The organism is Capnocytophaga cynodegmi DSM 19736, assembly GCF_000379185.1.
Classification (GTDB): domain Bacteria; phylum Bacteroidota; class Bacteroidia; order Flavobacteriales; family Flavobacteriaceae; genus Capnocytophaga; species Capnocytophaga cynodegmi.
Genome location: NZ_KB900706.1, coordinates 82780 through 94202, shown reverse-complemented (window position 1 = coordinate 94202; position 11423 = coordinate 82780). Strand labels below are relative to the sequence as shown.

The 11423-nt window shown below is 35.1% G+C and carries 8 protein-coding genes; all 8 read left to right on the top strand.

Going from position 1 to position 11423, the window contains the following annotated elements; all coding sequences use genetic code 11:
• Window positions 1-113: 113 nt before the first annotated feature.
• The 8 genes from YW9_RS0103365 to YW9_RS0103330 all read left to right on the top strand — a co-directional run bounded on the left by YW9_RS0103365 (window position 114) and on the right by YW9_RS0103330 (window position 11285).
• On the top strand, window positions 114-2522 hold the full coding sequence (locus YW9_RS0103365; protein WP_018278775.1) for a TonB-dependent receptor domain-containing protein: 2409 nt from the start codon (window positions 114-116) through the stop codon (window positions 2520-2522).
• Between the two features lie 611 nt (window positions 2523-3133).
• Window positions 3134-5035, top strand: a complete 1902-nt coding sequence (locus tag YW9_RS13005) for a coiled-coil domain-containing protein (protein WP_018278774.1) — start codon at window positions 3134-3136, stop codon at window positions 5033-5035.
• Window positions 5036-5305: 270 nt separating this feature from the next.
• A complete protein-coding gene (locus YW9_RS0103355) occupies window positions 5306-6274 on the top strand; it encodes an SPFH domain-containing protein (RefSeq protein ID WP_018278773.1) in 969 nt (322 codons plus the stop codon).
• A gap of 38 nt (window positions 6275-6312) precedes the next feature.
• Window positions 6313-8454, top strand: coding sequence for a suppressor of fused domain protein (locus YW9_RS0103350; RefSeq protein WP_018278772.1), 2142 nt, complete (start codon window positions 6313-6315; stop codon window positions 8452-8454).
• 66 nt (window positions 8455-8520) lie between these two features.
• Window positions 8521-9174: a DUF6707 family protein gene (locus YW9_RS0103345; RefSeq protein WP_018278771.1), complete on the top strand. Its 654-nt coding sequence runs from the start codon at window positions 8521-8523 to the stop codon at window positions 9172-9174.
• A 16-nt stretch (window positions 9175-9190) separates the two neighbouring features.
• Entirely contained in the window at window positions 9191-10036 is an 846-nt protein-coding gene (locus YW9_RS0103340) for a hypothetical protein (RefSeq protein WP_018278770.1), read from the top strand.
• Window positions 10037-10051: 15 nt separating this feature from the next.
• Window positions 10052-10747 (top strand): hypothetical protein, encoded by a 696-nt coding sequence (locus tag YW9_RS0103335; RefSeq protein WP_018278769.1) that lies wholly within the window; start codon window positions 10052-10054, stop codon window positions 10745-10747.
• Window positions 10734-11285, top strand: a complete 552-nt coding sequence (locus tag YW9_RS0103330) for a hypothetical protein (protein WP_018278768.1) — start codon at window positions 10734-10736, stop codon at window positions 11283-11285. The genes YW9_RS0103335 and YW9_RS0103330 overlap by 14 nt, the downstream gene beginning before the upstream one ends.
• Window positions 11286-11423: the final 138 nt, after the last annotated feature.

The window sequence follows — 11423 nt, the reverse complement described above, 5'->3', positions numbered from 1 at the left end:
ATTTTTAATTTTTAATTTTTAATTTTTAATTTTTAATTTTGTACAAATTTTGAAACTTTTTATTTTATTTTTCGCAATATTGAAACACCAAAATCAACAAAATGATTTAAAAAATGAAAACTACTATCTATTTTATGTTCTTTTTAGTTTGTACGAGTGTATTTTCACAACATTCTCATATCATTTCAGGGCGTATAACCGATGAATACAACGATGCCGTGCCTTACGCAATTGTTTCGGTGTTATCGTATGACAAATCTGAGGTGATTTCACAAACAAGCACCGACTTGGAGGGAAACTTCACCCTGAAAGGAAACGGAAACAACATAAAAATAATAATCTTTGCCACAGGATTTGAAACCTACGAGGGAAAAACTCCCTTACAATGGGACAAAGACATTTCATTTGGCATTATTAAGCTGCAATCTTTGGTTACTGAATTATCGGGTGTGGTAGTATCAGCAGACAGAAAGAAACCTACCATTCGGTTGGAGGAAGGCAAAATCATTTTTTCGCCCAAAGAAAGTAGTATTACCTCAGGAGGAAACGCTTTGGAGGCTCTGCAAAAAACACCAGGCATATTAATGGATAATTCTTACGCCATTTCAATTCTGGGCAAAAAAGGAGCGGTCGTTTTTATCAACGGAAAATCTACATTTATGCAATCGGAGGACTTAGCCAGTTTTCTCAAATCCATTTCAGCCTCACAGATTAAGAACATTGAGATTATGCTAAATCCACCAGCCCAATACGATGCCGAAGGAGCGGCTGGTATCATTAATATAGTGTTAGACAAGCATAACATTGAGGGTACATACATTTCGGCGGGAAGTGGCGTATCCTATTGGCATCACCTGAGAAATACAACGGACGTTTCCTTGCAACACAATACCGATAAACTAAACATAAACGCCTCATACAGCCATCATTTTGGGTATATCAATTATGATTACGGCTCAGAAAGAAAGTTAGATGACAAGTGGTACATCAGTTCGTCGGAAGATACGGACAAGCGTCACTCTGTTTCAGGTAATTTTGGGCTGGATTATCTACTAAATAAGAAGAATACAATTGGAATAGCGCTTTCTGCGAACTCTCATTTCGGTAAAGGAATTATAAACACCCAAAACGACATCTTCAATAAGGATTTCAAATATGAAAAGACCATTTTCGGGCAAAGCGATTACTTCAAACAAAGAAATGCACGTTATGGATTGAGTTCTTTTTACGCGTATCAACCTTCTGACAATAAAAAATACAACATCGACATAGATTATGTATTCTTCGACGGCTTGTCGGGAGTAAACCAACCCAATTGGCACAAAGATTTGGCAGGAAATCGTATCGATGATGAGGCTTTTCTGGCTGATAGCGACCGAAAAATACACATTTTTGCCGCTTCCTTACATCAAAAATTCCCATTATGGAAAGGAAATTGGTCGTCAGGAATTAAATTCTCCCAAGTTGCATCAAATAATATCTCCGATTTTTTTAGCGTATCCCCGTCGGGTAACCTTCTAATCCCAAATCGTTCTAATACTTTCAATTATAAAGAACGTTTATTCGCAGCATATATTCAGTATGCCATCGCGGTAAGCGAAAAGGTCTCCTTAGAAACAGGGCTACGTAGTGAACATACTTTTTCTGTTGGAAAATTATTTCCTCGACAAGGAAGTAATCAAGATTATCAAGAAAATAAACGGAATTACCTCAATCTATTCCCCTCCCTAAGTCTCACATATCAGAAAAGCGATAAAATATCCTACGGATTCAATTACAGCAGTCGGATTTCCCGTCCTGCGTATCAAAACTTGAGCCCTTTCATTTTAGCTCTCGACGGATTGTCCGACTGGGTGGGCAATCCATTTTTAAAACCTCAAAAAATACATAAGATTAGTGCTACTGCAACTTGGAACAAGACAACCGCTATACTTTCTTACAATTATACAAATGATTTCAGCGGACAAATTACCGAGAAACAGGCTAACGAACGTGTAATTATGATTCCACGCAACATAGGACACCAAAATTATTTCTCGACAAGCATTCTGCAAGAAATTCAGTGTGCTTCTTGGTACAAAATGCACATAAATCCTTCATTATTCTATGTTCGAAATTCATTTCAGATAGAAAATTATACTTCTTTTAGCCCCAGCAAATGGACTTTCTCAATAAACTCACAACATCAGCTTAAATTGCCTTTCAAAATCACTGGCGAGATTAATGCTGACTACACCACGAAACAAATAGCCAATGTTAATGAAATTGCTAAGCCTTCTGGAGGTATTGACATCGGATTGCAACGCAGTTTTCTGGATAATCAACTTCATTTGTCCTTTTCTTTTACCGATATTTTCCATACCAGACGTTGGGATTCGGAAAGTCATCTTCCAAATTTGGATAATTACATCTGGGGATATGCAGAATCACGCCAAATAAAGTTCTATCTAACTTACAAAATCGGAAAACAAAGCTCAAAAACGGCTCATCAAAGTAATTTAGAGGAAGCAGATAGGCTTTAAAGGGATAATTACTTTCTAAAATCTTAAAAAGTATTCTATTTTAGTGATTTTTAAAATAAAAAATTAGTAACGTAGTTATATTTTAGGAAGAATTAAAATCAGAACAGGCTATTGTAGTAGCACGACAAGGATTTTTAGAAATAGAATACCCTATCGTAGTAGTACGACAAGGATATTTAAAATCAGGATAGGATATCGTAGTAGTACGATAAAGATATTTAGAAATAGAATACCCTATCGTAGTAGTACGACAAGGATATTTAAAAACAGAATAGCTTATCGTAGTAGCACGACAAGGATATTTAAAATAAATCCATACTATTTTATATACTTGCTATGTTATTTTATTGCGTGTTATTACTTTTTCGTAGCATTTCTTCTCCTATCCTACTCTATTTTGCCTCAAACAAGTTGCTTTTTAAGCTAAAACTATTTTTATTATCTATAGAATGTAATTCGTATTATATAAAACTAATTTATTTTACTAAAAAAGGAAGTCCTTTTATACTCATTTCATTTTATTTACCCTAAAAAGGAAATTAAAAAAATGATTTCTACAATTATTTCTATAAAGTAAATTACTATATTTGCCTATATAAAATTAAAAATAAATGAAAAGGATATTCCGAATAGTTGATTTATATAAAATTATCCTCATCGTGCTACTCTTAGGAGTTGAATTTGTTCACGGGCAACATTTTTCGAAAGAAATAGAAGGCTATCTGAAATCCAGTGAGCAATTACGAGGAGAAGGAAGACTTGAAGAGATTTACGATGTCCTCAAACAAGCTGAATTACTGGCTGAAAACAATCAGAAAGACTATTTACCTGAGATATATTCGGAATATGTGAAATACTTTTTCGCCATAAAGAACTCCAATTTAGCTAAAGAATATATGCAGAAAGCCAGAAGCACAGCCGAAAAGGCTCATTCTGCTCAAGCAATCGCTTACGGATATTACACTCAAGCCTATTATTATAACTATCTCGACATTCGTCAACTCGCTGTCGAAAATTGCCAACTGGCTTTGACAATCGCAGAGGAAAACAGGCTGGAAACACTCAAACCAAAGCTATATTACATTCTTTACGGGGCTTATTCAAGTGTAGAGGACGCTTCCCTTGCCCGAAAATACGCTCAAAAAACTATCGAAACCGCCAACAAGGTCGCTAATTACAATCTGCTCTCTAACGGCTACTCGGCAATGTCTACCGTTATGGGATATCTGTACAAAAAAGAGCAAAACGAAGCCTTTAAAGATAGTATTTTGATTTATTTGGAGAAATCGGCAGCAATTTACCAGCAATTTCCAAATAAAGTAAGCCCAATCACTTACGGAATAACCAATATCAACATTGCGGATTTCTATTACCAAAGTGGAAGCCTCTCTGACCCAAAAATTTTAGCCAATATTGAGAAACATACTGCTATTGCCCTCGAAGTATCGCAAGGAAAAAGCAATACCGCTTCAATTCAAGCTAATGCGAAAGGACTTTTGGCGGAAATCGCTCTGCAACAAGGCAACACATCAGAAGCAGAAAGACTGCTCACAGAGGCTTTTTTGGAAATAAGCAAACAACAACCCGTAGTTGATTATTATACACTCATTGCCCTTGCCCAAGCTCTTTCGCAACTCTACGAAAAAAACGGAAATCTTGAAAAAGCCCTACACCTAAAAAACGAAAAAGAAATATACAAAGCCAAACTTTACGACCAAAACCAGCAAGAACAAATGCTCCGTTTGGAAGCTGAGTTTGAAAACCAACAAATAAAACAACAAATAGAAACCATTTCCCAATTAGCAGAAAGCAGAAAGCAACTCAATTACCTTTATATTGGTACATCGGTTTTGGCATTGGTTTCACTTGTGTTTGTTGTTCGAAATCAGCAAAATAAAGTAAAACTACAAAACGAAAAACAACTCCGACTCGAAAAAGAAAAAAACGAAGCCGAAGCTCGTGCATTACTCAAAGAAAAAGAACGCAGACTACTTTCCATACAAAAATCGCAAATGGAGCGAGAAATAAAAATGCAACTCCGACTTGAGAAAGAGGAACAGGCTCGGCTAAAAGCAGAACAAGAACTCTTACAGCTCAAAAACGAACAAATGCAAAAAGAAGTATTAGCAAACGCACTTCAAATCGACCGAAAAAACAAGCTGTTAGAAGAAATAAAGGATAAAATTAAGCAAGAGGGAAACACCTTTAACATTGAACGTGTATTGAAAAAAGAAAAATTCTTAGATGATACGATAGAACAAACTGTTAAAGAATTCCAAGATATTCACCCCGATTTTTTCAACAAACTTAGTGAAATTTCAGACAACAAACTCACATCACTCGACCTGAAATATTGTGCTTATATGTATCTGAAACTTTCCACAAAGGAAATTGCTATAGCCTTTAATGTGGAACCCAAAAGTATCCGAATGAGCAAATATCGCATCAAACAGAAGCTAAATTTAGAGAAAGAAGACAGCTTGGAAGATTTTCTCCAGAGTCTGACCACATAACAAAAAAAGAGATTATCTTAAACATCATATCAGATAATCTCTTTTAAAACCAAAGTTCATTTTTCTTTAATTAATTTAAGCTGCTAATTTATGTTATTTAATTGATTTACAAATATACATTTTTTGAAAAACATTCTTACATCAAAACTCAAAAAAACACTAAAAATGAGCATAAAAGAACACTTGTAGACAGTTTGTAGACGCCTTTTTCTTTGATATAGTTTGAGCATCTAACTATCTTTGCCATATGAATTAGTAAATTATTTCATTATGTCAAATCCAGATTCAAAACTGCCGTATTTAGAAATCATCGAATGGGTAGAACACACTCCTAACCTGCTAATGTGGAAAGTACCCGATCAAGATAAAGAAATTAAAAATGGAGCAAAACTTATTGTACGCGAAAGTCAATCTGTTCTTTTTCTGAATGAAGGCTCCATTGCTGATATTTTCAGTGCTGGTACACATTCACTTTCTACTCAAAATATACCAATTCTTTCTAAACTCAGAGGTTGGAAATATGGTTTTGAAAGCCCTTTCAAAGCTGACGTATATTATTTTTCAACCAAACAATTCGCAAATCTCAAATGGGGAACACCTGCTCCCGTGCTAATGCGTGACCCTCAATTCGGACAAGTACGAGTACGTGCCTTTGGCTCCTACAATGTAAAAATAACTGACATTTCCAAGTTCTTTAAGGAGTATGCAGGTACGTATCCCACATTAACTATCTTTGAATTGGAAACACAACTTCGTGATTTTATCGCTCCAAAGTTTGGAGAAGCCCTTTCTAATGCCAATCTTTCAGTTATAGATGTTGCAGGAAATATGACTGAACTGAGCAATAAAATTCGTCCGATGATTGAACCTTATTTCTCGGATTTTGGAATTGAGGTAACACAATTTACAATAAGTTCAGTAACGCTTCCGCAAGAGGTTACAGAATTCTACGACAAAGCTACAAGTATGAATATCATTGGTGATATGAATCGTTTTCAGCAATTTAATACTGCCAATGCCATTGGTAACGACCGTAGCAACCTTAATTCAAGCGTGAAGGAAGGCGTAGCAATGGGAATGATGATGGGAACGATGCAGCAACAAATGCAACAAAATCAACCAACTGCTATTGATGACCCAACAATAAAACTTCAAAAACTCAAAACACTTTTTGAAAACGGACTTATCAATGAAGAAGAATACAAGACAAAAAAGGCTGAAATTTTAGCCAATTTTTAAAGATAGAATTACAACAAAGTTTTAATCAATTTAAAATTATGACAGAAAAACAAATCCTAAAAAAAATTGATGCTTGGGATGAAAATGATAACATCCAAGCTATTATCGACTTTATAGAAAATCTGCCTGTGGAAGAGCGTTCTACTGCCGTTCTGAGCGAACTCGGAAGGGCTTATAACAACTTTTACTGGCTCGACCAAACAGCCGGAAACGAAAAATATCTGCAAAAAGCAATCGAAGTTTTCAAATATCTGGAAGAAGAACTTGGCGAAACAGCTTCGTGGAATTATCGCATCGGGTATTCCTACTTCTACCTCAATAACAGTGAATTAGCAAAAAAACACTTCCTCAGAGAACGAGAATTACAAGGTTCTGGTAATGATGTAGATACGTACTTGGCTTGTATTGAATATGCTCAAGAAAAAGGAGTTTCGCCTGTAGAGGTTTACAATGGCGGAAGAGAAGGAGTGCAATATCCGTTAGAACGATTTTTACACTTTTTAGAGAAAAAAGCTCCCAATTTGCGTACACTCATCGCCTCAGGAGCCTCTGATGCCGAGTTGGAAAGTTTTGAAAACCAAATTGGTGCAAAACTTCCTGAAGCTTACAAAGAGCTTTATCGCACTTTCAATGGTCAAAAACAAATTGTTCCGTTTTTCGCAACAGGCAATCAGCATTTTGTTTCACTAAGTGAAGTAACTGAGATTCAAGGAAGATGGCTAAATTTTGTAAAGCAACATTATGGTGAGAATTGGAAAAATGTCCGACTTTCCGAAGAAATTTTCTTTAATGAAGAAGATGTCCAAAACACACTTTTCAACGAAAAATGGATTCCGATTTTGGCTGGAGAACAATTCTTCATTTGTATGGATTTAGACCCCAAACAGGAAGAATTTTATGGGCAAATTATCTGTGTGATGCTCAACGAGGACATCAATAGTTTTGAAGTAGGTTATCTTTACAACGACATCAAAGATTGGTTAGGTTACATCATTCGCAATTTGCAATCAGAACAATTGGTGTACAATGCCGAAAATAATTGGCTTGAGTTTGCTGAAGACGGAAATTACCAAGAAGCAGCGTATTACACTGAAGAAGAACGCACGGCTTTGGAAAGTTACATCGAAACGACCTTCGGGAAGTTTGATGAGGTTCTGCACGAACTTGTATCTCCTGATATTCATTGCGATATTTATCTTATAAAACCCACACCAGAACGTAATTATCACACACTGGTAACGGGTGGTATGGGAGCTTTTCAGATGTACACTCCGGAGGATTATCACGCCTCGCCATTTGCCGAACTGGTTATCAACCTACCCCCTACTTGGAATATCCAAAGTGAAGAAGAAAAAGACTATTGGCCTATCCGTTGGCTGAAAAACTTAGCTCGTTTACCTATCCAACATCAAACTTATTTAGGATACGGGCATACCATACCTACCAATGATGCTTTGGAAGGCACTAATTTCGATTGCTTGATGCTCATCGGGGCAGTTGCACAAAGTGAAGACGGCGAACAAAGCCAATGGGCTGTAGCGGAATTACCTTCGGGAAAAGAAGTTGGATTCTTCTATGTAGTGCCACTTTATCCAGAAGAAACGCAATTCAAACTCGACCAATCGGCAGACAATTTGCTAGACAAGTTCGAAGAGGCTGACATTCCGTATCCGCCAGTAGTTGATATCAATCGTGTGAATGTTTGTGAAGATTACGAGGCTATGGAAACTCCTAATTTATTAGATAATATTGCGTGGGCGTTTAACGATCGTTTTTACGGTTCACTGATGCATTTCTGGGACGCCATACGAGATTACAATGCTGATATTGAAAACGATTTGGAAGACTTCACTCCTTTTGCAACCATTTTTAGCAGTTCCAAAGTGATGATGATGTATGAGGCTTACATCAAAAGTGAGAAAGATATTTTGGAAAATGAGCGTTTGCTTAATCCTGAAACTTTTGACGACCCAGACGAAGACGGAATGTACTACGCTCGTATATTAGCAGAACTTGAAAGTGAAGACCGCAACTATTACGGAGCTTTAAACTTACTTCGTCATATTCACAATACGTTATCTAACAAAGATTTAGGCGACCATATTTTCTTTGAAGGTTTCGATTTGGAATCCTACCAAGAAGACGGAACGCCTGTAATTTACTTGAATTTAGGAAGTTAATCACTTCTCTTGCCAATCCCACCTTTTGAGGGATTGGCATTTCTTCTCACAAAATTCTAATAAATTATGAATATTCCTTTTGAAAAAATAGAGGCATTCTGCATCACAAAAAAACAGCAAAAGAATTTAGATAAACTGAAAAAGAAATTCTCCATTAAAAATTCAGCAAATCGTGAAACTTTATCTGATTTGATGAACAGTCTCTTTATTTGTGAAAAATATGAACCGCTTTTGGCTTTACTTCCCGAAGTTTTGAGCGTACCTTTTGAAGAAGATTTCCTTATTTGGGGCGATGTGGAATCCTATTTAGCCATCATTGTTGCTGTTCCAAACATCACTGCGAACCAACGGAAAGCCATTTTTGAGCATTACAAAAGTGTTACCCAATACCAAAGTACCAAAAAGGCACAAGAAAGTTTGGATTATTATTTTCATCGGATTTTATCACTGAACAAAATCAATGATTACAAAACAGAAATAGCGAAAGCTCTTGAAGAAGAGGATTTAAGCTATGAATATGCAATGCGTTTAGGACTTTTGAAAGAAGGAAGCCAAGTGAAACTTATCAGCGAGTTTGTTGATTTCAAAACTTTACAATTTCCACAATGGTTGGAAACTCCCAATTTTGAAAATCGGGAAGCGTTACAGAATCACGTGGAAGAAATCATCTTGCAACAATTGGAAACGCTGAAAGAAAAACGATTCGCTAAATACAATTAAGTAACAAAATACAACTATGAAAATAACAAATAGCGACCTACAACGAAATGATTTTGCTTCATTAGCTTTTTTTGATGCCGCCAATTATAATGTTAAAAACATTCGTGAAGATATTGAACATTATAAAACTTTAGACAAAATTCGTACAGGTATTTTTGGAAATATCAAAGCATTGAGCCTTTTGTCAGAACATTTTGATGGAGGGGATAATCCCATAATGACCGAAGAAGCTCAGCAATGGAAAATAATTCTGCTTGATTATTGTGAACGCAATAAACGCAAGATTCCTAAAGCATTACGAGATGATTTTTTGCGAAACCTAACAAGTGATTTGGATAAAATTATCGAAAACAGCAACGATATTCCTGATTTTATATGGAAAAATGACGCTCAAAAACGCGAAATAATCATAAAAGTAGAAAATCAAATACTGAAGAACAAATACATCGCTTTAGCTGAACTGAAATACAGCAAATTAGGAGGTGCTTTACAAAATTATTTGCTCGAATGTTTACAAAAATTAGAAGAAAACGAACAAAAACCAGAAGAACCAACGATTTCAAGAAAAAGTACACGGAGTTTTCGCCCTCACATCTTTGCTTCATCGGATAATGAATATACTCTTTTGTTAGATGACTTTGACCTCTTTTTGACTGAAAAACAACATTCTGAAGATACTGAAATCAACGCATACGACATCGAAAAACGACTTAAAAAGTACTTAAAAGAAACCAACAAACCTTTACTTAAAACATTATTTTTTGATTGTGAAAGTTCTCTCTTTTCAGTAAGAAGTCAAAACTTGGAAAACTTGATACAATTACAAAAAGCATTATTACATTTAGCTTTTGATAATCAATAAGAAAATATAGTTACTATGACAAGTCCAAAAGAAATATTTGAAAAAGGTTGCGGAGAAATCGCTCAGCATTTTCCTGACTTTAAATCCATACAAAAAGGCAGAAAACTAAAGAAAGTAAGTCAAGATAAAAGTATCGAATTTGAAATTTATTTTCAGACCAGTATGCGAAACTACAGCGGCAGCGTTGCCATACTTCCACACATTAACATTTCTTCCAAAAAAATGGAAAAATGGCTCAACACACAAAGTAACGGGCAAGAAATGTGGGAGTTAATCTTTACAAAACAACTCGGCTACCTCACGCCACGCCAATATTGGCACGAATGGAACTTGGCAGGACTTAGTTTTCAACCAACTATCGATGAAATTGTAAAGTATTTAAAAGAATATGCCTTACCTATCTTTGAACTTTTTGAAAATAAAGACAAGGCGGTGGATTTCTTGTTAGAAAATGGAGCAATTTTCAATAAAAATGTTAAACACGATGAACTTTTGCCTTTCTATTTTGTGTTTTGGCACAGCGGAAAAGAAAAAGCTGAGATTTTTCTAAACAATTTTGTAGAAAAATGCAGTTACAAAGGAAAGTTTATTAAATCGTATGAAAAATTACAAACCGTCAATCAATTTAATTTTACTTATAGCAGTTTTGTTGGAGAAGACATCTTAAAATTTGCAGTAGCTCACGGAATAAAACTCAATGTCAAAGAATAAACTAATGGATTTTACAGAAATAAATAAGTATATTGACTCTTTTTATGAGGAAAAACTCTCTGAATACGACCTAAAATATTACATCACACAATATACTGAAAAAGAGAACATTTCGGTTGAAACACTTTCTACTTTGTTTCTGAAGGATTGTGCAACAAACAGAAATAATGAAACTTTGGAAGGTGCTTTATTGGTCGTTTTTATATTTAATATTCGCAATAAAGAAGTTGTAGGATTGTGTCAAAGTTTATTACTTGAAGATTGGCACGAACGCCACGAAGATATTATTTCTGTTTTAGAAGAAGCCAGAAATAAAGAATCCGTTGCATATTTGCTCAAGGCTTTTCAAATGAAACTGAAGTATATGCAATACAACAATCATTATTCATTTCATAAAAAATTGCTGTGGGCAGTATACAAACTCTCTGGTTCTCAATATAAAAATAAATTATTAAAACTAACTGAACATATCAGCCCAAAGCTAAAACCTGAGTGGAGGCAATTTATAGGAGATAAAATGGGAAAAATCAAAAGTTGATAAAAACACACATTTTTTTATCGCTAAAAATCTGAAAAATCAGGATGAATAGATAAAACTTCAAACAAAGAATACCAAAACTGTAAAAAAAAATCAGTAAAAAGCTAAGATTCATTGCTTTAAAATATAAGAATTAGA